This is a genomic window from Bacillus sp. DB-2, from assembly GCF_003315125.1.
Taxonomy (GTDB): Bacteria; Bacillota; Bacilli; order Bacillales; family Bacillaceae_G; genus Bacillus_A; species Bacillus_A mycoides.
Genome location: NZ_QNRN01000004.1, coordinates 119,084 through 145,109 on the forward strand (window position 1 = coordinate 119,084; position 26,026 = coordinate 145,109).

At 34.5% G+C, this 26,026-nt stretch carries 22 protein-coding genes and 1 pseudogene; 6 read left to right on the forward strand and 17 right to left on the reverse strand.

What is annotated here, in order from left to right:
* Nucleotides 1-38 precede the first annotated feature (38 nt).
* The gene (locus tag DET63_RS08420; protein WP_113936403.1) at nt 39-1,361 is read right to left on the reverse strand and encodes an NAD(P)-binding protein; all 1,323 of its coding nucleotides are present in this window, start codon (nt 1,359-1,361) and stop codon (nt 39-41) included.
* A 71-nt stretch (nt 1,362-1,432) separates the two neighbouring features.
* Complete coding sequence (locus DET63_RS08425; RefSeq protein WP_113936404.1) at nt 1,433-2,212, reverse strand: undecaprenyl-diphosphate phosphatase; 780 nt, start codon at nt 2,210-2,212, stop codon at nt 1,433-1,435.
* A 132-nt stretch (nt 2,213-2,344) separates the two neighbouring features.
* On the opposite strand from DET63_RS08425, the gene DET63_RS08430 reads away from it, so the two are divergent.
* Entirely contained in the window at nt 2,345-2,551 is a 207-nt protein-coding gene (locus DET63_RS08430; protein ID WP_113936405.1) for a hypothetical protein, read from the forward strand.
* A gap of 48 nt (nt 2,552-2,599) precedes the next feature.
* On the opposite strand, the gene DET63_RS08435 is transcribed toward DET63_RS08430, so the two are convergent.
* The 7 genes from DET63_RS08435 to DET63_RS08465 all read right to left on the reverse strand — a co-directional run bounded on the left by DET63_RS08435 (nt 2,600) and on the right by DET63_RS08465 (nt 12,143).
* Nucleotides 2,600-2,980, reverse strand: coding sequence for a nucleotide excision repair endonuclease (locus tag DET63_RS08435; protein WP_002013261.1), 381 nt, complete (start codon nt 2,978-2,980; stop codon nt 2,600-2,602).
* A 77-nt stretch (nt 2,981-3,057) separates the two neighbouring features.
* Nucleotides 3,058-3,621 carry a GNAT family N-acetyltransferase gene (locus tag DET63_RS08440; protein ID WP_113936406.1) on the reverse strand — a complete coding sequence of 188 codons (564 nt, stop codon included), beginning with the start codon at nt 3,619-3,621 and terminating at the stop codon, nt 3,058-3,060.
* Between the two features lie 68 nt (nt 3,622-3,689).
* Nucleotides 3,690-4,262 carry a YybS family protein gene (locus tag DET63_RS08445; RefSeq protein WP_113936407.1) on the reverse strand — a complete coding sequence of 191 codons (573 nt, stop codon included), beginning with the start codon at nt 4,260-4,262 and terminating at the stop codon, nt 3,690-3,692.
* Between the two features lie 198 nt (nt 4,263-4,460).
* Nucleotides 4,461-5,891, reverse strand: a complete 1,431-nt coding sequence (locus DET63_RS08450) for a PQQ-dependent sugar dehydrogenase (RefSeq protein ID WP_113936408.1) — start codon at nt 5,889-5,891, stop codon at nt 4,461-4,463.
* A 91-nt stretch (nt 5,892-5,982) separates the two neighbouring features.
* Nucleotides 5,983-7,701: an alpha-keto acid decarboxylase family protein gene (locus tag DET63_RS08455; protein ID WP_113936409.1), complete on the reverse strand. Its 1,719-nt coding sequence runs from the start codon at nt 7,699-7,701 to the stop codon at nt 5,983-5,985.
* A 324-nt stretch (nt 7,702-8,025) separates the two neighbouring features.
* Nucleotides 8,026-9,900, reverse strand: a complete 1,875-nt coding sequence (locus DET63_RS08460) for an ABC transporter ATP-binding protein (RefSeq protein ID WP_113936410.1) — start codon at nt 9,898-9,900, stop codon at nt 8,026-8,028.
* The gene (locus DET63_RS08465) at nt 9,897-12,143 is read right to left on the reverse strand and encodes an ABC transporter ATP-binding protein (RefSeq protein WP_113936411.1); all 2,247 of its coding nucleotides are present in this window, start codon (nt 12,141-12,143) and stop codon (nt 9,897-9,899) included. The genes DET63_RS08460 and DET63_RS08465 overlap by 4 nt, the downstream gene beginning before the upstream one ends.
* A 340-nt stretch (nt 12,144-12,483) precedes the next feature.
* Between DET63_RS08465 and pssA the strand changes: the two genes are divergently transcribed.
* Nucleotides 12,484-12,975: a CDP-diacylglycerol--serine O-phosphatidyltransferase gene (gene pssA, locus DET63_RS08470; protein WP_002085344.1), complete on the forward strand. Its 492-nt coding sequence runs from the start codon at nt 12,484-12,486 to the stop codon at nt 12,973-12,975.
* 456 nt (nt 12,976-13,431) lie between these two features.
* On the opposite strand, the gene DET63_RS08475 is transcribed toward pssA, so the two are convergent.
* Both DET63_RS08475 and DET63_RS08480 read right to left on the reverse strand, forming a co-directional pair.
* Nucleotides 13,432-14,547, reverse strand: coding sequence for an NAD(P)/FAD-dependent oxidoreductase (locus DET63_RS08475; protein ID WP_113936412.1), 1,116 nt, complete (start codon nt 14,545-14,547; stop codon nt 13,432-13,434).
* Nucleotides 14,548-14,673: 126 nt separating this feature from the next.
* On the reverse strand, nt 14,674-15,327 hold the full coding sequence (locus tag DET63_RS08480; protein ID WP_113936413.1) for a YdeI/OmpD-associated family protein: 654 nt from the start codon (nt 15,325-15,327) through the stop codon (nt 14,674-14,676).
* A 142-nt stretch (nt 15,328-15,469) separates the two neighbouring features.
* On the opposite strand from DET63_RS08480, the pseudogene DET63_RS08485 reads away from it, so the two are divergent.
* Nucleotides 15,470-15,651 (forward strand): annotated as a pseudogene (locus tag DET63_RS08485) (hypothetical protein).
* A gap of 19 nt (nt 15,652-15,670) precedes the next feature.
* Here the strand turns inward: DET63_RS08485 and DET63_RS08490 are convergent.
* The 3 genes from DET63_RS08490 to DET63_RS08500 form a co-directional block, all read right to left on the reverse strand.
* A complete protein-coding gene (locus tag DET63_RS08490) occupies nt 15,671-16,438 on the reverse strand; it encodes an arylamine N-acetyltransferase family protein (RefSeq protein ID WP_113936414.1) in 768 nt (255 codons plus the stop codon).
* A 189-nt stretch (nt 16,439-16,627) separates the two neighbouring features.
* Nucleotides 16,628-16,996 carry a DUF4180 domain-containing protein gene (locus DET63_RS08495; RefSeq protein WP_016091419.1) on the reverse strand — a complete coding sequence of 123 codons (369 nt, stop codon included), beginning with the start codon at nt 16,994-16,996 and terminating at the stop codon, nt 16,628-16,630.
* 162 nt (nt 16,997-17,158) lie between these two features.
* Nucleotides 17,159-17,836 (reverse strand): HAD family hydrolase, encoded by a 678-nt coding sequence (locus DET63_RS08500; RefSeq protein ID WP_002136527.1) that lies wholly within the window; start codon nt 17,834-17,836, stop codon nt 17,159-17,161.
* A 418-nt stretch (nt 17,837-18,254) separates the two neighbouring features.
* On the opposite strand from DET63_RS08500, the gene DET63_RS08505 reads away from it, so the two are divergent.
* Both DET63_RS08505 and DET63_RS08510 read left to right on the forward strand, forming a co-directional pair.
* Nucleotides 18,255-18,920 (forward strand): response regulator transcription factor, encoded by a 666-nt coding sequence (locus tag DET63_RS08505; RefSeq protein WP_002136526.1) that lies wholly within the window; start codon nt 18,255-18,257, stop codon nt 18,918-18,920.
* A complete protein-coding gene (locus DET63_RS08510) occupies nt 18,913-20,385 on the forward strand; it encodes a sensor histidine kinase (RefSeq protein WP_113936415.1) in 1,473 nt (490 codons plus the stop codon). Before DET63_RS08505 ends, DET63_RS08510 begins: the two co-directional genes overlap by 8 nt.
* 53 nt (nt 20,386-20,438) lie before the next feature.
* Here the strand turns inward: DET63_RS08510 and DET63_RS08515 are convergent, their stop codons facing one another.
* On the reverse strand, nt 20,439-21,731 hold the full coding sequence (locus DET63_RS08515; protein ID WP_113936553.1) for a hypothetical protein: 1,293 nt from the start codon (nt 21,729-21,731) through the stop codon (nt 20,439-20,441).
* 469 nt (nt 21,732-22,200) lie between these two features.
* On the opposite strand from DET63_RS08515, the gene bla reads away from it, so the two are divergent.
* A complete protein-coding gene (gene bla, locus DET63_RS08520; protein WP_113936416.1) occupies nt 22,201-23,136 on the forward strand; it encodes a class A beta-lactamase in 936 nt (311 codons plus the stop codon).
* Between the two features lie 239 nt (nt 23,137-23,375).
* Here the strand turns inward: bla and gerXC are convergent, their stop codons facing one another.
* Nucleotides 23,376-24,536: a spore germination protein GerXC gene (gene gerXC / locus DET63_RS08525; protein ID WP_113936417.1), complete on the reverse strand. Its 1,161-nt coding sequence runs from the start codon at nt 24,534-24,536 to the stop codon at nt 23,376-23,378.
* Nucleotides 24,523-26,001: a spore germination protein GerXA gene (gene gerXA / locus DET63_RS08530; RefSeq protein WP_113936418.1), complete on the reverse strand. Its 1,479-nt coding sequence runs from the start codon at nt 25,999-26,001 to the stop codon at nt 24,523-24,525. Before gerXA ends, gerXC begins: the two co-directional genes overlap by 14 nt.
* Nucleotides 26,002-26,026: the final 25 nt, after the last annotated feature.

Genomic DNA, 26,026 nt, shown 5'->3' on the forward strand with positions numbered 1-26,026 from the left:
AACTGTTATACATTCTTTTTTAACCGATAATTTTCCTGCTATTTCTTTCGCATCAGTAATACAGCGAGCAGCACTTTCGGATGAAATAGGTGAAATGGACTACGAATTAAATTCATCACTCTTACTAATCGAATATAAACGTCAGAGTCACTTGCAGATAGTTGATATATTTGTTTCGTATACCATAGCTGAAATTTTTGTTTCGTAGTTAATTCTCTCTTTAGCTGAGGGTGTCGTGATATTTCAGTTGTTGTCATTTCCCAAGGAGTTTGTATGATGTTCGCAGCCTTCTTATAAAATTGTTGTGTAAATGTTTTATCGAGACCTTTTCTATCTTGTAGTAGTAATTGCAACTGGTAAGCTTCCATAGCCGCAACTGAAACTCCCTGACCGAAAACTGGATCAAAACGACATTGTGCATCACCGACTACTAACAACCCTTCTGGTAAATGATTAATTAAATCAAATCGCCGACGTACTTGATAAGGAATTTTGTATGTTTTGATATCTGAAATTGCCTCCGCTTTGTTTAGAAAATCTGTCACGTTAGGGATTGATAGATTTTCAGCGAAATCATAAAACTCATCATCTGTTTGTGGTGCTTTCTCATTTGCGTATCCGCTGAAAGTAACAAAATAACGATTATCCTCAATCGTTTGAATAAGTACACCATACGGATTGTCCGGGAAACTTGGAGACATTAGCATATTACAGCAGTCTAATTTCTCATTTTCTTTGAGTTTAAACATTTTAGTTGCGTAGAATAAATCGATACGCACTTTCTCTTCTTGCACTTCGATATTGTATTCACGTAACCACGCTATACTTTTTGAACCGAATCCACTCGCATCAACAACAATATCTGCTTGAATTTCTTCTTGCATGCCAGTCTCTAAACACTTAGCTTTTACTCCACATACTTTGTTAAGCTTTCCATCTACTAATAACCCTTCGACCAATGTGCCAAACTGAGTTGTAATATTTGAAATTTGATGTATTCGTTTTTGAATATGCCATTCAAGCAAAAGCCTACTTTGTTGAATCATATGCACTTCTCCTATGAATGGCTGTTTCCATAAACCAAATTGATGCCATTTTATATCACGAGTAAAGTTATTTACGATGCTGCCTGCTTCTATTAATTCATTAGTAATAGTAGGAAACAATTCCTCGATTGCATTTTCTCCGCCTTTTAATAACACATGAGGATGATTACTTTGTGGAACTCTTTTTCTCAAAGCTTTTCCATCCCATCTTTCGCCGACTTCTATAATGATTACTTCTTTAAAAGAAGTTGATAATGCTTTTGCTGCGAGTTTTCCTGCTATACTTCCGCCAATAACGATAGCCTTATTAAACATATTTTCCCCCTTAATGAAAAAAGATCCTGCCTTGTATGAATGAAACAGGATCTAAACGAAGAATTACTAAATTAAAACACATGAGTAAATTGCAACGTTAAAATTAAAATACCTAATCCCCATACGTAATACGCGAATACTTTTAAGGAGTGACGTTTTAAATATTGAATCATCCATGAAACAGCTATGTAACCAAAAAACGCTGCTGATAACGTGCCGACAATTAAAGATGTACTAGAAATAGATTCTGCTTTCACTTGATAAACATCTGCAAATTGCAAGATGATTGCTCCGACTATTGCTGGCGTAGATAATAAAAATGAAAAATATGCTGCTGTTTCACGGTCTAGTTTTCTCCATAAAGCAGCGACGATTGTCATACCAGAACGGGAAATTGCCGGAAAAATAGCAGCCGCTTGAAATGAACCGATGATAAATGCATCTTTATATGTAATGTCATCCATTTTTTTACGACCATTTTTTTGTTTATCGGCCATGTAGAGAAAGAAACCTGTCACTAAAAACTCCCATCCAATGGTAATACCTGTTTTTGAAATATCTTCAAAGAAGTCTTTAAATAACAATCCGATTACAACTGCAGGTATCGTCCCAACAATAAGTAATAACATTAGTTTTGAAAATGGATTTTTAATTAAGTATATAAATTCTTTTTTGTAATAAATAAACACTGCAAGCAAAGTCCCGATATGCAGCATCGTATCTAAAAATAATCCAGCTTCATCTAATTGAAACAAATGCCTTCCTAAATAAAGATGTCCTGTACTACTAATCGGCAAAAACTCTGTTAAACCTTGTATTATCCCTAATATAAAAGCTTCTAACCAATTCATGATGGTCCCCTTTCTCATTTGCTTGTACCAATATATGAAGGTTCAATTTTCGATATGAAAAAAACTATTTTTCTCTATGAATTTACTTTTATTTCATGGATATATATGTAAAAAGGAGTAAGGAGGGTTACTATGTGGCAACATACGAATTTCGGCAATGTATTACTGTGGGCAGGACCTATCCTTGTGTTTATAGGGTTATGTATGACAAATGTTATTTCAGATATTCCTTTTTTTGAAGGAAAACATAAAACGCTTGGAATTATAATTTTATTTATAGGGCTTTTCTGTTTAATTGCTGCTAATCATTTTAAAAAAGGAGAAAGAAATGAAGAATGAAACACAAAAAAACAATCCTAGTATATGTGCTAGGATTGTTTTTTTTACTTATTTATAAAACACTTTATCAACGTTATATTTCGCTTTGTACTTATTAATGATGTATGTTTCGTAAATTTCTCTTTCTGTTGGATCTTCTACGATACATGCATCGATACGGTATACTTCATCACGATTATTTTTGATTGGTGAAACGTTATCTTCAAAGTGCTTTTTAATACGTTGTCTAATTTTACGAGCTTTACCTACGAAAAGAAGTTCGTCATTAATATTGTAAAACATAAAAATGCCGCCTTTATCTCTAGGGAACAAGTGGAAATCGATAAAACCGTTAATTGGAGTAATTAATGGCTCGTCTCCTTTAATAACTTGGTTACGTTCAGTAATTGAAACATCAGCTTCAGGAATATTAATTTTAATCAAGTTCATTCACGTCCTCTTTTATTATAAAGATAAATAATAGCATAAGTATGTAAGAAAAGCTATGTTAAGAGAGATATTTCATTTTATAATTCAAATATTATAGGTATATCATGTAAACTTTTTCTCCAAATCATATGATCGTTTGATTCGCCCCAATAATCCTTCAGCATATAACTAGGTTTTCCAAACTTTTTTGTCCATATACTTTGTGCTTTTTTGTATCCACTATCTAAACAGCATTCGGTTATTCCTCTGCTAAGTAATGTAAGATACATTGTATTTAGTAGTAAACTCCCTATACCTTTTCTTTGATACTCCGGAAGTATAAATACAGTTCCTATTTCATACAAATCCTTAAGTACACCGTCTGTACAACTATTAATTAATGTACTTGCTGGACCGACTTCAATCGTTCCAATGATTTTATCGTTACTTGTATCTATTGCTAATAAAAAATAACGACTTTCTCCATTACCATCAAAATCATTTTTCAAATATTGCTTTTTCGTGTTAATTTCATTTTCTATGTCATCTAATAATTGGGATAACCCTTCATTTTTATATGTATTCGTAATAACTATACGGAAAAACAAGTATAGTTCATCTATATCATCCGAATTCGGCCTTCTAATTTCAACGTTATACATGGCTTGCATCTCCAATCTTTGAAAACATATGAGAAAGTGTATTCGTTCAAAAAGATTTTATACAATTGTTAAGACCATACTTTATATACTCTATTCATTATTATTCTACACAGCTCTGCATAGATCCAGCAGTATAGAAAACTCAGTATAAATATTAATGTAATAACTTTTATATCCATAATTGTATGAACAGTAGGACCAAGTACTGGAAAGCGGAATATATCGAGAACGATCATAATTCCTATAAGTAGACATAATGCTGAAAAGGAAACTATCCAAATCCTCTTCTTGAATTGTAAAAAGGATACTCCTAACGCTATACCTAATAATCCTGTAGTAAAGGGAAAGACAATTAGTTCACTTGGCTCAATAATGAATAATAGGAAAATAGTTAGAATATAAGAAAGTACTCCCTCACGAATAGAATAACAAATAGCTAGAAAAATCGGTAGCGTCGCGAAAGGACTAATAAATAACCCAATTCCAGGGATTAAGTTCCCCGCAGATTGAAAAATAGCAGCAAATGAACCGAGTAATGCTGTAATGACTAACCTACTTGCAGGCGTCACCTTTCTTTTATGAACAAAATTTGCATCCTTCTCTATCATCCATTGATACCAATAGCTTCTAAAGCGATTCATCAAATTCCCCCCTAAAGAGACTTAATTCACCACTTTCTATTTTTATTCAAATACTTATTGGTTATGTTTTACTTTCTGCTTGTTAGGAATCACTATACAATAGATGTTTATCCATAGAAGGTTTTTTAAGAGGCGCTAAGTCGTGCGTTTGAAAAAGTATGAATTCCATATATTTTTAAACTAAGAGTTTATACCGTATCATGGAACAATTTCAAAAATAGTACCTTTGTTAAAATCCGTTACTTTCATAGATCCATAGACCCCTAAATATAATCTAGTTTGATCTCCGTTTGTTCCCAAGCTCATATAATAAGCTGCTTGAGAACCAAAATCATAATTGGTTTCAATAACATGAAAATCATTACGTTTCCCGTCTAGAGCTGCTCTAGTAAAAGCTAACACTCCCTTTACTGGAGATTGAAATTCTTCTTTCTTAGCAAGATCAGTAAACACGATACTACCAGTTAAACTAGGAATTGTAGTTCCCATATATGGTTGTACTCCTGTAAGTGAGGTTCCTCCAAACTTATCTGCTCTGGAATCTTTATGAAAATAACTAATTAGGGGCTGTATGCGCCTCACTGATGTTTCTATTGTTTCATTATAATAAGCCATTGTTCTCTCATCCAAAGTAGGATTCTCAGAACAGTGCCTTATAAAAGAAGTAGGAAATTCTCCTTCCCATCCTCGCCAACCAAAATTAATAAATCCATCTTGATTGGGAGTGGATCTCATTAAATGCGTTTGAACAAGTTCGGTAACCGGTATGGGTTTATAATGAACAAACGAAAAAATAGACTCTACAATATCCTGCCCGACATTTCCAGCATATTTGATATACTGATTATAAAACCTTTGAAATGAAATACCTGTTATATTCCGAACTCCTTTCGCAATTACTGTAAGTGTTTCTTGTATAGATAAAGGAAACTCATTAAAGCGTGTAACTACTGGAGGGTTATTTATGAATGTATTTTTACTTACATCAATTTCAATTATTTTACCCGCTATTTCTAAATTATCCTGGCTTAAATTAAATGGATCATAACCCGATCCACCATCTCCATTTGTAAAAACAAGTTTTCCACTCTCAGGTGAAAAGTTTAAACTATTGACTCCGTTATGATTAAAAAAGGGCCTTCTTATGTTAAGTAATGTCCGTCGTTTTTGAGGTTGACTATGTGATTGTAAAATCCATTCCTCAACCGTATCAATATGATCATATTGAGTATCTCTATTTACCCACTTTAAGTTTAAAGTTTTCGGATCACACGGATTAGGTTTAAAAGGTTCAGAAAGGGCACCCAGACCTTGAGTGCCAGCTACTGAATAATGAAGGTAAAATAAACCGTTTTGATAAAATTGTGGATGAAACGCTAGTCCTAGCAATCCGCGTTCATCATAACCGCTACTAGAGACACCTTCTTCAAACGTGCCTAATTTGATAATTCGCGGGCGAATATCTAAAAAAGTCCTTATAACTCCGTCTCCTATGTAAAAGATTTCTCCTACCTGGGTTGCAATAAATAACCTTTCAATTGAGTCACCTGGTAGTATAGTTGTTTTCAAAACAGTAGGTAAATTGAACTTACTTGCAATGGGTCGTAAACTAACCTTAACTTTTGTCAACTTACTTTACACCCCTTTAATTGCGTTTTATTAAAAGAATATGATTAGAACTGTTCAATTAGTATCCAATTAGGGACTAGAGAATTGGATATTATTTCTGGCTGCGCTGCATTTCCTGCTTCTCCATATAACTGCGCATCCGTCGCATATATTCAGGTGCGTCCATTGGATTACCTGCGATCATTTCAATTATACAGAGTCTTTTGGCGCTTTCCTTTTCAGCATGGATTATAGCCTGATCAAGCTCTCCATAGGTCCGGACCGTAACGGTAAACGCGTTACCTCCAAAAGCTTCGGCCAGCTTGGTGTAAGACCATCGAGGGATTTGGTTGTACTTTTGATCCTCTGTTTTGACATTTAAATATTTCTCAATTATATAACCATCGTTGTTCAAGACAAAGATTATGGGCTTGCAACCGTAATAGAGCATAGAACTGATTTCCTGTGCCGTTAGCTGCAGGGCACCGTCACCTGTAAACACCAATACTCGGCGTTCCGGCGCGGCCATAATAGCACCAAACGCCGAAGGGATTGCGTAACCGATGGACTGCCATCCACCTTGTCCAATATATGTTACATTGCCCGGCAGTCTGACCTCTCCCATTCCATAATAAAACGTTCCGGTCTCGGCGATTACAATATCCCCATCTTTCAGCATGCGCTGAAAACGCGGATAATAGCCGTCCGCCATTAGAGGTCCGTCCGCAATAGTTGTGAATTGCTCATAAGGGAATGACAATTTTTTTGTCAAACCTTTGCCTGTATAACTCAACTTCTGCACAGCAAGTAGCATGTCGGCTGCAAGAACATTCGGATATTCCGCCTCAGCGATTTTAACTATATCCGGTTGAATGTTGACAGTTATCAGCGGGTTCAGCTTTGCGGTAAAACTTGCGGTGTTTGTATCCGCCCATACCATGCCAATCGCGATGATACAATCTGCATTCTCTACCGTACTTTGGACTTCAGTCCTCCCGAAAGAGCCTAGATACATTCCGATATAATTTGGGTGGGTCTCGTCGAATCCCCCCTTCCCGTACATCATCGTTACAACAGGCGCATTCATTGCATCGGCTAGCTGCCGAGTTGCTGTCTGAAGGCCGAAGCGCATCGCTTTCACATCCACCAGGATAACCGGTCGGTGGGCACGTTCCAAAAGCGGACGGACATGATTCACTGCAGCCTGAAGGGTATTCGGGTTGGATGCTGGACGTGGTGGTACTGGCTCTGTCCAGACTTTAATCGGCTTGGTCACTAAATCATTAGCCACAACCAGGTATACCGGCTTTTTCTTTTCCTTAGCAATGCGAATTGCAGTCTGAATTTCAATCTTGGCATTTTCCGGCGTAAGCACCGCCGTATATGCCGTAATCTGCTCATACACCTTGCGAAAGACGTCAAAATTTCCATCCATTAAGGTGTGATGCATCAGCTTATGCTCTTTTTGATCCTTCTCAGGAGGCGCACCCACAATGTGTATTATTGGTACATGCTCGCTGTTGGCTCCCGCTATCGCATTGCATGCGCTGAGCTCCCCGACCCCAAATGTCGTAATAAGAGCCGATATTCCTTTGATTCTTGCATAGCCATCTGCAGCGTAGCCCGAATTTAGTTCGTTTCGTCCTTCTATAAAACGGATGCCGTTATAACACTCCAAAGTATCAAGAAGTGTAAAATTATAGTCCCCTGCGACACCAAAAATTTCGGTAATGCCCTCGAGTTTCAGGCAATCGAACAAATACTGGCCAACCGTTTTTTGAGCAGGTCCCCTTTGTAAACCAAAGCTACCCTCATTTATCATGTTGTCCATCGCTTGCTCACTCCTTATCCATTTCTTTGGCTTATTCTGTTTAATAGTACTATCCTTTTTGATAATGCCCATTAATTAAACCGGTTATCCGTTGTGCAACAATTAATCGGGAAGAAATGCTCCTTATCTATGGAGAAAGTCATAAAACAGGAGAAGGAGGAGAAACAATTTAAAACATCCCATTTATCATGCTCCTCACTCTGTTTTGCAAATGTCTAGCTTACTTTTAAAAACTTTGTAGCAGAACTTTAAAAATAATAAAAACCCACGAAGAAAATGCATTTTCTTCGTGGGTTTAGTTATTTAAATGGACTTTCACCTAACTCAAGAAGCATCCGCACCTTCAAACTGACTATTGTAAAGCGAAGCATAGAAACCATTAGCTTTCAATAACTCTTCATGATTACCTTGTTCCACAATATCTCCTTCTTTCATGACAAGGATTAAATCTGCATCACGTATTGTTGATAATCTATGAGCGATAATGAAGCTTGTTCTACCTTCCATGAGGTTTTCCATCGCTTTTTGGATGAGTACTTCTGTACGAGTGTCAATGGAGCTTGTTGCTTCATCGAGTATTAATATTTTCGGATCCGCTAGAAGGGCGCGGGCAATTGTTAGTAGTTGCTTTTGTCCTTGGGATACGTTGCTTGCTTCTTCGTTTAGTTCCATTTGATATTTATTTGGTAATGTTTTTACAAAGCTGTGAACGTGAGCTGCTTTCGCTGCTTCAATTACTTCTTCGTCTGTAGCATCGAGTCTACCGTAACGTATATTTTCCATGATGGAGCCGTTAAATAGCCAAGTGTCTTGAAGTACCATACCAAACATGCTGCGCAGGTCTTCTCTCGTGAAGTCTTTTATATCGTGACCGTCGATACATATTGCACCGCTGTTTATATCATAGAAACGCATTAACAGTTTTACAATCGTTGTTTTACCAGCTCCGGTTGGTCCGACGATTGCTACTTTTTGTCCAGGCTTAATGTTAGCTGAGAAATTATTGATGATGATCTTATCTGGATTGTATCCAAATTGAACATCTTGAAAGTTAACTTCTCCTTGAACTTTTTGCAGCTTCACTGGATTTTCTGCTTCTGGCACTTCCTCTTCTTCTTCTAAAAATTCGAAGACTCTTTCTGCAGCAGCTGCAGTGGATTGAAGTACGTTCGCGATTTGCGCTACTTGAGCGATGGGTTGCGTAAAGCTTCTAACATATTGCACAAAGGCTAAAATGTCTCCAACTGCGATGGTTCTCTTTACCGCAAGCCATCCACCTAAAATAGATACAGCGACGTAACCGATATTACCGATAAATGTCATAATCGGCATCATCATTCCAGATAAAAATTGAGATTTCCATGCGGAATGGTAAAGGGTATCATTTACCTTTTCGAATTTTTTTACTTCTTCTTCTTCTTTGTTGAAGGCTTTTACGATATTGTGACCACTATAAATTTCTTCGACCTGACCGTTTACGTGTCCTAAATATTCTTGCTGGGATTTGAAGTATTTTTGTGATCGTTTTACGACTGCCATGATCAGAATCATCGATACTGGCAATATTAAAAGCGCCACTAATGTCATTTGCCAGCTGATTGATAACATCATGATAAGTACACCGATGATTGTAATAACGGATGTGATGATTTGCGACATACTTTGGTTTAAAGTTTGGCTCACCGTATCTACGTCATTTGTAATTCTCGATAATACTTCGCCGTGCGTTGTTTTATCAAAGTATTTCAGCGGCATACGGTTAATTTTTTCAGCGATTTCTTTTCTGAAGTTATAAGATACTTTTTGAGCTACTCCAGAAATAATGTACCCCTGGATAATACCAAACACAGTGCTCAGTATATATAATCCAAGGAGTAAAATGACAATGTTTCCGATATAGGTAAAGTCAATGGCCGCACCGGGTGCTCCTGATACTTTGCTTACGAGTCCTTCGAAAAGTTTTGTTGTCGCGTTTCCTAAAATTTTTGGACCAACGATTGTAAAGGCTGCACTACCGATTGCGAAAAGGATAACGACTAAGATTGATAATTTATAGGGCTTCAAGTATTGAAGGAGTTTATTCATCGTTCCTTTGAAGTTTTTTGCTTTCTCAATCTTTCTCATGCCGCCGCCCATAGGACCGCCACCGCCAGGACCAGGGCCGCTTTGTTTTCTATTTTCTATTTTTCTATCACTCATGATGACAACTCCTCTCTTGAAAGTTGTGATAAAGCAATTTGCTTATAAACTTCACAGTTTTCCATAAGCTCTTCATGAGTACCAGTCCCAATTATTTTTCCTTCGTCAAGTACAATAATCTTATCGGCATTCATGATTGTACTGATTCTTTGGGCAATAAGTAAAATAGTACTTCCTGTAATCTCATTGTTTAAAGCTCTGCGCAATGCTGCGTCTGTCTTAAAGTCAAGAGCTGAGAAACTATCATCGAATATGAAGATTTCTGATTTTTTCGTAAGAGCACGCGCAATAGAAAGTCTTTGTTTTTGACCACCGGAAACGTTCGTACCACCTTGTGATATTTCTGTGCGGAAGCTTTCTGGTTTCGCGTTAATAAACTCCATAGCTTGCGCGATTTCCGCCGCTTTTTCGAGTTCTTCTTCAGTTGCTTCTTTTTTACCATATTTCAAATTACTCTCGATTGTACCTGAGAAGAGAACTCCTTTTTGCGGTACATAACCAATTTTCTCTCTTAATTCCTTCTGAGATACTTCTCTAATATCCGTGCCATCTATTAATATTTGGCCGCTTGTGACATCGTAAAAGCGTGGAATTAAGTTGATTAATGTTGATTTACCACTACCTGTACTTCCGATGAAAGCTGTCGTTTCACCAGGTTTTGCAGTAAAGGTGATATTGGAAAGCACATCTTCTTCTGCACCTGGGTATCTAAAGCCAACATTTTTAAATTCAACGTAACCTTTCTTGTCTGAAGCAAATGTTTTCGGCTCTTTTACATCACTAATGGTAATGTCAGTATCTAAAACTTCTGCGATACGTTGTGCGGAAACTGAAGCACGTGGAACCATAATAGATACCATTGAAATCATTAAGAAGGCCATGATGATTTGCATTGTATATTGCATAAATGCCATCAAATCACCAACTTGCATATGTCCCATATCCACTTGGTGTGATCCAACCCAAATAATAAGTACAGTAACGGCATTCATGATAAACATCATCATTGGCATCATAAATGACATTAAACGGCTTACAAATAAATTTGTTTTTGTTAAATCTTGATTTCCTTTTTCAAATTTCTTTTCTTCATGTTTTTGAGTATTAAAAGCACGAATAACGAGCATACCTGTTAAAGATTCACGAGTGATCAAGTTAATTTTATCTACTAACTTTTGGATACGCTTAAACTTAGGAATCGCGATGCTAAATAAACCAATGACTAGGCTTAAAATCGCAATTACCGCAACTGCGATAATCCATCCCATTGAAAGGTCTGTAGTAAGTACTTTAATAATGCCGCCGATACCTAAAATTGGTGCATAGAATACAATGCGAAGCATCATAACCATTAGTGTTTGAACTTGCTGGATATCATTTGTACTTCTTGTGATTAGAGATGCAGTGGAAAACTTATCAAACTCCGCATTCGAGAAGTTGGTAACTTTCCGGAATACTTTCTTTCTAAGGTTTCTGCCGAGTCCTGCAGCTACTTTTGCAGCAAGTAAACTCACGATAACGGTAGCTGCCATACTTACTAAGGATAAAAGTAGCATTTTCCCGCCGGAAGTAAGAATAAAATTAGATTGAAGTTTATCAGTATTGATACCGATTTTCTTATACTCATTCTCAATGTATGAAACAGCTGATTGTGTTACCATGCTGCCTGGCATATTCTTAAACTTTTCATCTGCCTTTTCTTTCATTGCATTGATTTGATCTTGAGGAAGTTTCGCAATGATTGCAAAAGGATCTGTATTTGGCGGAAGTTTCGCCGGTGTGTTGTTGTCACCTGTCGCAGCAGAAGAGAAAGCAGATGAGCCACCTTTTTCAATTCCTTGTGTAATTAACATTGGTTTCCCAAAGATATCGTTAAGTCCGTTAATTATTTTTTTATCTTCTGTATGTAACTTATAAAGTGGCTCTTTATCAAGCTGCGGATAATCTTTTAAGTCATTTTTTAGTTCACTTTGAGAGAGGTTGTTCTTATCTAAAAGGACATAGTTGTCAGCAACTTTTTTCTTCTCATTTTCATTCATAAAGAGCATAAGTTTATCCATTTCACTTTTACGAATAACCTCAGGTACTGCATTTTCTACACCTTTTTGTTGAATCCCTACATTGACAATGTTAGACATATAGTCTGGCAGTGATAGATCACATACTGCCTGCACAGTTAAAAGACATACAACTGCAATGATGGAAGTAACAAATGGTTTTAAATGTTTAATGATCTTTAACATTTAATTCATCTCTCCATTTTCCTTATCTAATTTTTTTAGTTTTTACTCCGTTTCTCTCCTTTATTCTTCGTATTCTCAGTAATTCATTCTAGCAGCTCTTTACGCATTTTCGACCACAGATTAATTTTATGACTATATGAAGATATAATGCAACTTTTAGAGAGAATAGACTTACCTTTGATCAAACATGTTTATAAACCAACATAACGTACAGGAAATCGGCTTTTCTCTTGTCGAAATTTACTTAGCATACAGTGGTCATATATTTTCAAGAATAACGGAAGAATATATAGAAAATGCTACATAAATGTGAAGTTTGATCAACTTAGGGGGGACAACCTTGTTCAATCAGATAGTAAAAGCTGTACCCAATTTATTTACGATTGGAAATTTATTGTGCGGTGTTTTTTCAATTACCATGAATATGAGTGACTATTTGGAAGTAGCCTCCATTTTTATTTTCTTTTCAGCTGTTTTAGATCTCCTTGATGGAAGAATTGCGAGAAAATTAAAAGTGAACAGTGAGTTTGGTGTACAATTGGATTCCTTAGCTGATATTGTTAGTTTCGGAGTTGCGCCTGCACTTCTATTTCATTCGATAGCAACACCATCTATTTTAACTTCTTTGGCATTTATCCTTTTCCCAACGATGGGTGCTTTAAGATTAGCTAAATTTAGTGTAAAACCAACCATTGGATATTTTAAGGGATTACCTATTCCAGCTGCTGGATTACCATTGGCCGGTATGGGATTGTTTTCATATAGCAATGCATGGATTACATTAATCCTCGCTCTCTTAATGGTAAGTCCAATTAGGTTTAAAAAACTTTAATTGGGATCCCGTCTATCGCTTTAATTTCATTTGTGGAACGGTTCGCTAACATCCATCAAGTTGAGGGTTTTGATGTTATTCATCATTTTACGAATGCAGCGATGGGACAGACTTTAAAGAGCTTACCTATTGTAATTGCTCATAATAGATTGTGAAATTGAATAGCCTCCAGTTTTTGAGGCTATTGTTAATATTTCTGATATGTATAAAAAGAAATGATATTCTCCTCTATATTGAACGAATCAACCTTTTTTCTCTAATACCTCAAACGATAAAAATGCACTTCGTTGCTATAAAAGGCAAAAATTTTTCGTTTTGTGGGTTATCTATTTTCTTAGCTTGATAGCGATGTGGTGGTACCTGTTTAAAAGAACTCCTACCTCCCCAAATACTTAGTTACTCCCAAATAACATGACAAAAAGATTAGGAAATCACTCCTAATCTTTTTGTTTATTACTATTCCATTGCCCCAGCAACATCATAATCATTTAAATCTAATTCAATCGGTTGCCCTAACGCAAGTTTAGCAAGTTCTGATCCTAAGTATGGACCTGCTGTTAATCCTGAAGCACCTAATCCGTTCGCAATGAGTATGCCTTCAAAATTAGGTAGTGGTCCAATAACAGGTAAGAACCCTGGTGTAAACGGTCTAAAGCCAACTCTTGTTTCAACCATTGTACCATCTTCTAAACCAGGCGCTACTGTTAACGCTTTATGGAATACTTCATGTAAACCACCAGCTGTTACACGGTGATCGAAACCAGTATCATTCTCATGCGTTGCACCAATTACGACATGGCCATTGTCAAATGTTAAAATATATTGATCGTTCGGCGGCATAACAACTGGCATATTTTCTGTTGCTGTATTTTCCATTTGTAAATGAACAATTTGTCCTTTTTGGAACGTAACTAAGAAATTAATTCCTAATGGGTTCAAGATTTCGTTCGCCCATGCGCCTGCAGTTACCATTACCTTTTCCGCTACAATTGTTTCGTCGTTTACTTTAACTCCCGTAATATGATTCCCTTCACGGACTAATACTGCATCACCTTTTATGAAAGTTGCACCATGTTTTTTCGCAGCGCTTATTAATGCGTTGCGTAATAATCTTCCATTTACTCGTGCAGCGCCACTAATATGAACAGAACTATATTCTTCCGATAATGCTGGGAATAATTTTTTCGTTTCTTCAGCTGATAAGCGAGTGATTTCACCAATCTCCGGTGCATCTTCACGGCGTTTATACGCTCTCTCTTCCATTTGATCTAGTTTTTTCTCATCAGTATGTAAACTAATTGCACCTACACGGTTGTAACCTGTATCCGTTTCACCGTCTTCTTCTAATTGCTGAATTAACGAAGAATAGTAACGTGCACCGCCTTTAACGATTTTATACCATGCTTTATTACGACGTTGCGACAGCCACGGACAGACAATACCTGCTGCTGCATCAGTTGCTTGACCTAAATCTTGACGATCTACAATAGTAACCTTCGCACCAGCCTTAGCAAGATGATAGGCAGTAGATGCCCCTAAAATTCCAGATCCAACTACAATATACGATTTCATTTCAAACACCTTTTCTCTTTTACTAATTATTTAAATATAAGAACATATTTTAGTATACTGAAAGGAATCCTCTTTTCAATGTACTCTTTGCAATTAATTGTTGCATCATTGTGACGTTCCTAATTATTATTTTTTCTTCTTACGGAATAATTCAATTGTTTTATAGCCTTGTGAAAGTATTTCAATCATTTTCTCAAGACGTTTATCGCGTGTTTTTTCTTGTTTCACTGAAAATAAATTACGTGCCCAATCTTTTTGATAACCAGGAGTTAAACTTTGATAAAACTTAAGTTCAGCTGGATGATTAGCCAATAATGCTTCGACATCTTGAATACGATCTGCATAATCAGCAACACATTGACTCGCTGCAGGTGTTTTCTTCGCTTTTTTCTTTTCACGTTTTAAACCTACAACCGTAAAGACATCATCCATACTTACCATTCGCGCAAATTTAATTTCGCTTTCCCCCACATATCCATCATCTCCAACGTTTAATGCCGGAAACATCTCATCACGGTGAATAAACGTACTGTAACGAGAATTACCTTTTTTCGGATATGCGAAAAATACGTAACCTTTTTCAATTAGTAATTCTTCATTACTAATAATAAAATTCGTTTGTTTCACCATTTCATCAAGTGTTTCTACAAAAATAAAAATGGCATCGTGTTCTTTTGAAAATGCAGTTTCTTTACCTGTAAAAATGTCATAATCACTTGGTTCGTTAATAACGACCATATTTGTATACTTATTAAGTTTCAATTTATCGATAACTGACATAATAATCTTCCTTTACATTAAAAATTCATTGTACATACTTTTTATACTGTTCTAGTGTATTATATCTATTAAGAAAATCAAACTTTAAATCGTATCATTCTGTTTCAAAAGAACACAATATTCTACTTAAAGGAATGATTTTATGCCGTATGTAATCCGAGATGAAGGACTAGTTTTGCAAGGAGACGATGGAAAAGAACCCGTTTTTCATACGTATGAAGAGGCTGCAGAAACGTTAAAAACATTAACTATACCGCAGTTTCCAAACATATTAGAAGAAAACCTTTTAAACCAAAAATCATAAAAATAGCCGATTCTGAATAAGAACCGGCTATTTGTTTAGTCATAACTTAATAGCAAATAAAGTATATAAAAGCTCTTTATATTGATTTTCTGTAATTTCACGCTTAGTTTTTTCTCCATAAATGATTTCAGTTAAACTAGTATCCGTTAAAGAGACATGACCAGAGTTCGTCAACTTTACTGCAATGGGTCCTTTATTGAAAATAGATTTCTCATCTTCTATTACTCTTTTTTGAACATCATTTACTACTGCCTCATCAATCATACGATTATAAAAAGCATGACAAACTTTCCATTCTCCATCAACATCTATTCTTTCTAGAACATAGTTTCCTTTACTCGTATCTTTTTGTCTTACTCGATACGAACCGTTTTTAGAAGAAACAAGTTCGCCAGTAAACGGTACTGGCACAAGAGGTACTAATGAAGCAATACCTACATCAATTAAGTACCTTACGTTTTCATAATTTAAAATAATTGTTATATGCCCCTCTTCAAGTGCCCAAGCGTTTATATCATTTTTATATACGGTACCTAGTGCGAGTTGTACATCATAACCACTATCTTTTAAAAAATAGTAAAAAAGAGTATTTAATTCATAACAAAGTCCGCCGCGGGATCTAGTTAAAATTTTTTCTTGTAAGTTTTTCATAGAAATTGTATTCGCATTACTTGCTATTACATCTAAATTCTCAAACGGGATTGTGTGGGCAAATGCAAAGAGTATTGTACTTAATTCTTCAAATTCTATTTCAGTACGTTTTTCAAGGTTTAATCTTGTGAAAAGTTGATCTTGTAACTTTGTCATATTCAGCACCCCTTAATAAGTTATAAATTAAAATAATATATGCTGATTGTAAATTTGAAGGGATATAGTAACAATCTACATTTGCAGTTACTGTACCGGTACAAAATTTAAATTTGAAAAACATATTTATATAAAATACAAATAAGAGGCACCTTCATGGATGCCTCTTTCGAAATACATTTTATATCTTTATTTCAATGAGCTTAACTTTTCAATTGCTTGTTGCTCAGTTGCTAAGAAAAAAATATCCTTACCTTTGTTACATTCATAAATGAAATCTTTTAAGCTTTTACTAGCGTACATAGAAAAATCCCCGACGATAGCAATTTTCACGCTGTAATTAATAAACTTTTGAAGAATATCACCCGCAAGACGTGTTTTTAAGTCAAAGAAACTTTCACTTATTAATGATTTATTGATAACAATCCACTTCGAATCCGCTTCATATTGAACTGTTGCCATGAAATCTAATGCAGATTGAATGTCGGATATTAATACTGTATCGTTTCTGACGACCGCAATATTTATTCCGTCAATTACTACTTTCTTTATTTCCATAGTCTCACTCCTCTATAATTTATAAAGTATATATTAAACATGCTGTGTAGATCTTCATTAACACACATAAATGATTTGCCCCTGGCTCAATATCATCGTAAATAATTATTGTTTTAAAACTTCTCATACGGTCAATGAAATTAAGGGTAATCTATCTTTTTACTATTTTTGAAAATTCATCTCTCCACAATAACTTAATAAATTATCAAAAGAAGTAATCTCGGCATATGGTTTTGTGTCGGTATTATTCTTAATCATATTAGGATTGAACCATATGCCCTTTATATTTGCATTTTGACAACCAGCAATATCCTTTTCTAAGTCATCTCCAACAAATAATACATCTTCTGATTGTACATTTAGCTTATTTAATGCTAATTCAAATATGCGTTTGTCAGGTTTACTAAATCCCGCTTCTTCAGAAATAATGATTGTATCAAAATAACGATTCAAATTCGTGTTAATTATTTTTGCTTTTTGCCTCTGGGTTGAGCCATTTGTTATAATTCCAACTTTAATATGTGACTTTATAGTATTTATGATATTAATAGTTTTTTGGTTTATAGAAAAACATTTTGGGAAATTATTATTCCAAAAGTCTTGAATGTAATTGCGTGGTAATCTATATTTCGGTGGGAATTCATCAAATAATGATTCCAATACCTTCACTTTATCGCTGTGGCCATAGCTTTTTTTATCATATTCCTTGAATTTCTGTAACATTTCGTTTTTTACTGCATGTTGTTCAACATCCCCATAAAACTCCTCTAAAATAATGGAAAACAGTTTATCTACTGCCTTATCCCTATCAAGTAACGTATCATCTAAATCAAATAGCATTGCTTTATAACCCCTCAAATAATTTCACAACCTTTCTCGCATTATATAAATAATCCCTAGTTCATACCTTTAAACTTTTGGTTTCCCCAGAGAATTGTTATTTAGGCGATTAACGATTAAACAGAGAACTAGATAAAAAACTCCAAAGTTTGTGGCACGCGCTCTAGTATTTCGGTAGCTTCTTTTATATTGAAATTCATTTCCTTTTCCCCTTCTGGTAAAGAAGCAAAAGTATATTTTCATACAGTTTTAAGAAATCACATGCAGTTTACATTATTATACATTAGTTTTACTTAAATATTAATCGTTCATTTTATTGAACGTGGAGCTAACACAATAATCGTCTTGTGAAATCTCCTAATTTATCTCCACATAAACTCCAGATAGTAAGGCTATAATGACTACCAGAGGTGATATTATGAAAAACTATCATATTCTCGTGGTAGAAGACGATCAAGAAATTCAGGAATTAATTAAACAATTTTTAATGACACAACAGTATACAGTGGTAGTCGCATCAGATGGATTAGAGGGTATGACACAATTTAATAAGCAATCCTTTGATTTAATTCTTCTAGATGTAATGATGCCCAATCTTAATGGATTTGAAGTATCCAAGATGATTCGAAGTCAGTCAAACGTACCAATTATTATGCTAACTGCGTTAGAAGAGGAAGAAGATCAAATGAAAGGGTTCGATCTTGGAATCGATGATTATATAACAAAACCCTTTTCGTTTCATGTTTTGATTAGACGAGTCGAAGCTGTACTTAGAAGGAGTTATGATAAAAATGTAAATAATCATTTGGTATTTAAAGAAGTGCGTATAGATGTTGATGCATATAGGATATATGTAAATGACGTTGAAATTTTATTAACGACAAAAGAGTTTGAAATTCTACAACTACTATTTCAAAATGAGAGAAAAGTACTCACAAGAGAAAATATCGTAGAAAAAGTTTGGGGGTACGATTATTTTGGAGAAACACGAATAATTGATACACATATTAAAAACCTACGTAAAAAGTTAGCTATCCCTTATATTAAAACAATAAAGGGTATTGGTTATAAAATTGATGAATAATATTGTGAAAATCATGAAGATGAAGCAAATTACTTATAAACTCTTTATGACTACCTCTCTCATTTTGTTATCCTTTGCAGTATTGATTTATTTAACTTTATACTTCTTTCTCCCTACGTTTTATGAGCAATACAAAACAGATCAACTTCAAACAGGGATAAAAGAAATAATTGATAAGTCCAAAAGTCTTACATTTCAAGATGCGATACCAATTTTTGATGAATACGCAAAAAAAAATAACGCGATGCTTTCGCTTCAAAATAAAGAAGGAGTAATTATTTACTCGCCTTCATTTTCTTTTATTCAAAGTGGCACACAAACAACAGTAGTTACTAAGGCAACACGATTTGAGAATGCAGGCACCATTAGCAATTCATATAATGTTACCGAACCAATTCAATTCCAAGATGGTAGTTTAACGCTTGTAGTGTTCGCAACATTTCAACCGATTGATGAAGCTTCGCAGGTATTAGTGCGCTTTCTCCCCTATATTAGTATCATTGTGCTCGTAATTGGTATAGGGAGTGCTTATTTCTATTCCAGGTTTATTACAAAGCCACTTATTTATATTAATGAGGGTGCACAAAAGATGGCAAATTTAGATTTCTCCGAAAAAATTGAGGTTCGCTCTACAGATGAGTTAGGAGAATTATCTAATAGTTTGAATGACATGTCTATTAACTTACAACAAGCTATGTTTGATTTAAAAAAAGCAAATGAACAATTAAAAAATGATATTGAAAAAGAACGAGAAATAGAAACAAAACGCAGAGAGTTTTTTGCGATTGTAGCACATGAATTAAAGTCCCCTCTTACTGTAATGAAAGGATACTTAGAAGGGATGATATACAATATTGGCCCTTATCAAAATCGTGATCAATATTTAAAGAAAAATCATCAAATTATTGAAAGTATGGAACAATTAGTTCGTGAAATTTTAAGCATGTCGAAATTAGAACAACACACCTTTAAACTAAAGATAGAAGAAGTTAATCTTTCAAAGTTAATAGGTACAATCACAAAAGATCTCGAATTTTTTGCTTCTCAAAAAAGCATCCAAATAATAAAAGAAATTGATTCTGACCTTTCTGTTTATACAGATCGTGTTCTTTTTGAAAAAGCATGTAAAAATATTATCCATAATGCAGTTATGTATTCACCACATAATGAAAAAGTCTATATAAAGTTAAGTGATGATTCTAAACAAGGTCAAATCAAAATGCAAATTATGAATACAGGTGTCAATATTAAAGAAGAGGATGTACAACAAATTTTCAAACCATTTTATCGAATTGAAAAATCAAGGAATCGAAATACTGGAGGAAGTGGTTTAGGGCTATATATTGTTAAACAAATTCTTGAAACGCTAAATATAAAATATTCTATAAACAATTTGGAACATAGTGTACAATTTTGCATGGACATTCCATTATCTAAACAAAAAACAAACAAACTCCCCTCTTAGTAGGACGAGTTTGTTTGTTGTAGTTTTAGTATTCATATTTTTCGAGTTACTTTTTAAGCAATATTGGGATTAGCTTTTTTACCAATCCACATACCTAAGCCCACCATGCCAAGCCAACAGCAAATTGCTAATATAAACATCAATCGTTGTACGGATAACCCTTCAATTTGCATTTTACTCTTCCCGACAATTGTTTGGAAAAGTTGCGACCATTCGACATCATAAAACACCCCTACTCCCACAACCACAATCAATATAAAAAATTGTAAAAATATATTCCCAATATTTCTCCATGTTGTGTAAATGAGTAAAGAAAGCTCTCTATGTGTAGCGTTCGCCATATATACTTTCATATTATTTTGAGAAGAAATACTATTAATGGCATAGCTCCCAAATGTAACGCTAAGGACTATAAATAGTGGAGAATAAAACCCGAATATCATGATTAAAGTACTTACTAAAAACAAATGGATTGGATTAACTTTCTTAGCAGCTTTGATATCTAAAAATATGGACATCAAAATCCCTAATAGGTATGGTCCAACTAAAATGAAAATACAGGTTAACATGTTATAGAAAATAAAACTATAAAAAATACCCATCAAAAATAAATATCCATTTCCTAATCCAAGTAAAAATGATTCTGCCTTTAAGCGAATTGGTAAAGAAGATGAAAGTTTATGAAAGAACTTTCCTTTCAATAAACTCAAAAACATGAAACAAATAAGCGCTATAGAAAGTAGAAAAAAATAAAAAATATATTGTTCATTATTTATGTTACGACTTGTTCGAATCAAAAGAATAAGCATTGAGACAAAAAGAAACTTTCCTACAACCGATACGATGGAGATAGGTAAAAGCCCTTTGGCTAACTCTGTTCTCGGCATTTTTTTTATAGCAAAAAGGATACTGATTAAACAAATCCCATATATGCATGTTATCAGCGGCGGCGATAAAAAACTAATCGCTAACAATACGATTATTAATAAAAGAAAAACGATACCAATAATAATCGCTTGTTGATTTTTATTATAAACCTTTCCCCCGCCTTCCACATGTAGAAACAATAAAGTACTCGTCATGGTAGAAATTGTACTAACTGCAAAACCAGAAAATAACGCACTTATTTCTAGCCATCTTGAACTCCATCCAAGGAAAGTAACACTAAGTAATGCTACTATCAGAATAGAAACAGTCCAATATAAGGAGCGGTGAATCCCAGCCTTATTCACAATAGGTATCCAGATAAACACACCCGTCATATAAGTTGTATAAAACAAGATTGATGGCCAGTATCCCTCAAAGCCTTTCGAAATCTGTAATCCATAAACAATGTAAATAAGCATGGGTGTAAAGATAGTCGTTATTAGTAGACTAAATGTAGTTATACTTTGCACCACAAGTCTTTTTTGCTTTGTCGTATGTATCGTATAACACCTCACTTAAAATGAAATCAGTAGTTGTTATTACTTATTCTGTCCGAAATGAGGTTGTTATATATGCGCAATCCAATTGAAATTCCCATTACGAGGTAAACTCAATCTAAATCCACATTAAATTAAGTGGCGTGCAAAAAAGGTGGATTTTGTGATTCTTATAAATAAAATTAATGGATATATTCAAAACCTTAATCATAAATGGAACAAATGTGTTACTTAGATTGTCTATTACGTATAAAAAATGTGCTTTTGGTAGTTCTCTCATTTTGTAATGCAAGAAACACAAGATGAGTGCTATCTGGTACATTTATTAATTGTATCGGTATGTAAAATACCTATACAAAATCCATAAATTCTTGAAAGAGGTTGAAAATGTATGATAGTTTCAAAGAAGTTTTTTCACATTTCGCATTATAAAAAGATGTTACCTGTAGTATTACTTTCATGTGTAACGCTTATAGGCTGTTCCAATAGTAATATTCAATCCGCACCACCGAAACAAACCAAACAAGAAAATACAAGTAATCATTCTTTTGTAAAGCTGGAAAAAGAATATGATGCTAAGCTTGGTATTTATGCATTGGACACAGGTACGAATCAAACCGTTACTTATCGTTCAGATGAACGGTTTGCATACGCATCTACCCACAAAGCCCTTGCTGTTGGAGCACTGTTACAAAAGAAATCAATAGAAGATTTAGATCAAAAAATTAAGTATACTAGCAAAGATCTTGTGAATTACAATCCAATTACTGAAAAATATGTAGATACAGGTATGACTCTGAAAGAGCTTGCGGATGCTTCCATTCGATATAGCGATAATACTGCACAAAATCTTATTCTTAAACAATTAGGTGGGCCAAGTGAATTCAAAAAATCACTGAGAGAAATAGGAGATACTGTCACAAATCCTGAACGTTTTGAACCAGAATTAAACGAAGTGCAGCCAGGAGACACTCGTGATACTAGCACCCCAAAGGCATTAGCTACTAGTCTTCAAGCTTACGCGCTAGGCGATATACTTTCCATTGAGAAACGGAACTTTTTAATAGATTTGATGAAAAGAAATACTACGGGGGACAACTTAATTCGTGCTAGAGTTCCAGGAGAATGGGAAGTAGCCGATAAGACTGGCTCTGGCTCTTATGGAACAAGGAATGATATTGCAATCATTTGGCCACCAAATAAAAAGCCAATTATGCTTGCGATACTTTCTAATCATGCGAAAGAAGATGCGAAATACGATGATAAACTTATTGCAGATGCAACTAAAATAGTGTTAGATGCTTTAAAAGTAACGAATAAATCATAGTAATGAATTTAAGCTGCTCCTACTTTACGGCACATTTAGTTTTAAAGACTAATACTTATCTAAACGCTAAGAAGTGTAAGCGTATTTTCAGACAACGAAGGAGGTAAAAGCCTCCTTCTGCTCCTAATCGAACTCTCATCCCATTCCTAAAGAAGACGACGCCACATCGTAGTGGTCTTTCAAGTTCGAATCTCCTATTTAGAGTTAATATTTTACGTTTCCTTTCATCTTCAACCATTCTAATGTTCAATCATATTACGCATATTTTTAGATTTTCCATTTGTAGCTATATTAATCGAGACATTTAAATCTAATTCTTTATTTTGAAGGGATATCCCCCCCTCTTTTTTATATTGTTTCCACAATTTATAATTCTGCCGATATAAGGAATGTGATAACTGATACGTGTCAATCCCTCTTTCGATTCCTTTTCGGTACGTTTTTTTTATTTCTTTTTCAACTTGGTCCTCTGCAATTTTTTTAATATCATTTACAGGCATAGAATTTATTAATTGAAAAATATCAGCATCGAAATGGATGTTCATAAGCATGCGTAACTTTCCATTTTTTAAAAAATGCTTTGTATCTATCTTTGGATTTTTTAATACTATATGTCCAATGATTTTCTTGTTAAATTTTAATAGTAATGGAGCTCGTTTAGTATTTTCATCCGTCCATCGAACCCCAGCAATATCATGGTCGTTTAAATGATTTATATAGGATTTATCATTTATAAAACCATAACCACTAAATTTTAACATTGGAAATGATGTATGTCCTTTTTTCCAATATGTTTTAGTCGTAGCTAAGAAAGGAATGCGCGTTGTCATCCCAGGTTCATAATAATTTCTTTGGAATTTATATAAAGGTAAAGGATCTATTATTGTATATTGCTTGGTTATCTCTTTTGGTAAATTAATGATTGTATATAATTGAGAAATATTTAAAATATTATTGTTCGCTAATATATTCTCTAAAGGTTCCTTAGTTCCAAATATCCACATAGTATCTCGAAATTGAAAAAAACGAGAGAAAAAATCATTAAATTGATTTAAGTCACCATGTTTTAGAAATCTCTCTGTTACAACAATTGTTTTGAGATGCTCCCATGAGATTTCTTGTTGAGCACCCTTATAAAAATCAAATGCTGCCTCATCTAAAATGGGGCCTCTTCCCTTTCCGATATAGGCCTGGCTATAATTACGGGTAGTGCTCCCTTCTTGTTTAGCTATGTTAGAAAAATTAATAAATTGCGGACGGATGATATAGTTATTATCTTTAAAATCGATACCTAGACTATTTATATACAAAACGTGATGCAACTCTCTTTGATCCCAACACCCTGTTAGAAACGTACACATCATAAAAAGAAATATAACTATTCTTTTATTTTTCTTCATCGGTACTCTCTCTTTTCCTTGTATTATCTTGCGTATGCAATTCTTTAGGTCTTTTTTTCATATACGTGAAAGGAAGTCTAAATGTGGCTGCTAGCATACTTTTAAACACAGGGGGTGAATATGGTGTAAAGAATGGAACTCCAAAAGAGCGTAAATTTACTACATGTATCACCATCACAAGGACACAAAAGATAAATCCTACTATGCCTAATAAAGAAGATACTAAGAATACTACATACCGCAATATACTTATTATTCCTGTTACTGACTGATTAGTTAAAGCAAATGTCGAAACAACCGAGATTGCTATTATAATGACCATAGATGCTGAAACAATTCCTGCACTAATAGCAGCTTGTCCAATAATTAATCCCCCTACAACAGATAATGTTTGACCAAATACGGCAGGAACACGTAATCCTGCTTGCCTCAAAATTTCAAATAAGGTCATCATAATTAGCCCTTCTAAAGGAGCTGGAAAAGGAATCCCTTCTCTTGATAAGCTTAATGTAGCTAGCAACGTATAGGGAATCTGATCTGGATGATATGTAATTAGTGCTATCCAAATTCCTGGAAGAAATATAGAAATTGCTATCCCCAAAAGACTTACAAGTCGTACAAAGCTACCGAATATATAGAAAAAATCTTGATCTTCCGATGTATTCACAAAAAAAGGAAATGTAACTGGTGCAATTGTCGCTGTTGGTGACCCTTCAACTAGTAAAATAAAACGTCCATATAGCAAACAATTCACAGCATAATCAGGGCGCCCTGTATATTCAACTAAAGGAAATACACTAAATTGATTGTTTGTAATTAACTCTTCAATTTGTGCACTTGAAACAACCCCGTCTATTTTAATTTGTCTTAATTTTAATCGAACTTGATTAATGATATCTTGGGATGCGACATCTTTTAAATACATGAGTGCTACTTTAGTTTGTGTTCTTTCTCCAATAATAAATTCTTCATAACTAAGAGAACTCGTTTTTAGTCTTTTTCTAATTAATCCTATGTTTGTGTTTAACTCTTCAACAAATCCATCACGTCCACCACGAATGGTCATCTCTGTATTTGTTTGTTCAACTGATCTGGTAGGTATTTGGGCAATATCAACTATATATCCATGTTTAGATTCTTCAAAAATAATAAGGAGGTTACCTTCAAATATAATCTGAGAGATAGTTTCATTCGAATTTACCATATCTAATTTCTGTACTGATAACTGGGGAATTAATGTTGAGAGGTTAAACTCTTCTATCGAATTACTTGAAAGCTCTTTGCAAACATGGGATGATGTGGCTTGTTTTAATTTTGTATTGTCAATTAAGTTTTGACAATAAATAAACAATACTGAATTCTTTTTTTCTTTCTCATCCAATTCACGCTTTATTACTTTTACATCGCTGCATCCTTCAAACCACTCTAGTGTTATCTTCTCATTTATTTCTACTCGTTTGTTCATCTACGTTGTCTCCTTCAAACTCAGC